The organism is Rhodococcus sp. T2V, assembly GCF_029269925.1.
GTDB lineage: Bacteria > Actinomycetota > Actinomycetes > Mycobacteriales > Mycobacteriaceae > Rhodococcus_F > Rhodococcus_F koreensis.
The window spans coordinates 1-1028 of the sequence record NZ_JARJBD010000313.1; the positions used below are offsets into that span (position 1 = coordinate 1).

Sequence of the window (1028 nt, forward strand, 5' to 3'; positions counted from 1 at the left end):
CCGGTGTAGATGGCGGCGGGGCGGACGAGTTTGCCGAGGCGTTTCTGTTCGAGGATGTGGGCGCACCAGCCGGCGGTGCGGCCGCAGGTGAACATCGCGGGCATCATGTGCGCGGGGACCTCGGCGAAGTCGAGGATGACCGCGGCCCAGAATTCGACGTTCGTCTCGATGGCCCGGTCGGGGCGGCGTTCGCGCAGTTCCGCGAGAGCGGCCTGCTCGAGGGCGGCGGCCGCCTCGAAGCGGGGTGCGTTCAGGCGCTGGGCGGTGGCGCGGAGCACCCGGGCGCGGGGGTCTTCGGCGCGGTAGACGCGGTGCCCGAAGCCCATCAGCTTTTCCTTGCGGTCGAGGATGCCCTTGACCAGGGCGCGGGCGTCGCCGGACTTCTCGGTGTCCTCGATCATCGGCAGGACGCGGGCGGGGGCGCCGCCGTGCAGCGGGCCGGACATCGCGCCGATGGCCCCGGACAGGGAGGCGGCGACGTCGGCGCCGGTGGAGGCGATGACGCGGGCGGTGAAGGTGGAGGCGTTCATGCCGTGTTCGGCGGCGGAGACCCAGTAGGCGTCGATGGCTTCGACGTGGGCGGGGTCGGGGTCGCCCTTCCAGCGGACCATGAACCGTTCGGTGACGGTCTTGGCCTCGTCGATGCGTTTCTGCGGGACGGCGGGCTGGTAGATGCCGCGGGCGGACTGGGCGACGTAGGACAGGGCCATGACGGAGGCGCGGGCGAGTTGTTCGCGGGCGGTGTCGTCGTCGATGTCGAGGAGGGGCTGGTATCCCCAGATGGGGGCGAGCATGGCGAGGCCGGCCTGGACGTCGACGCGGACGTCGCCGGTGTGCACGGGCAGGGGGAACGGTTCGGCCGGGGGCAGTCCGGGGCCGAAGCGGCCGTCGACGAGCAGGGCCCACACGTTGCCGAACGTGACGTGCTTGGAGACGAGTTCCTCGATGTCGACGCCGCGGTAGCGCAGGGCGCCGCCGTCCTTGTCGGGTTCGGCGATGTCGCTGGTGAACGCGACCACGCCTTCCAG

General features: G+C 71.8%; 1 protein-coding gene. It reads right to left on the reverse strand.

Annotation, left to right across the window (positions count from 1 at the left end):
- Positions 1–1028: citrate synthase 2 (locus P3H15_RS54095; protein WP_276144839.1), on the reverse strand; the 1028-nt coding region annotated here is incomplete at both ends.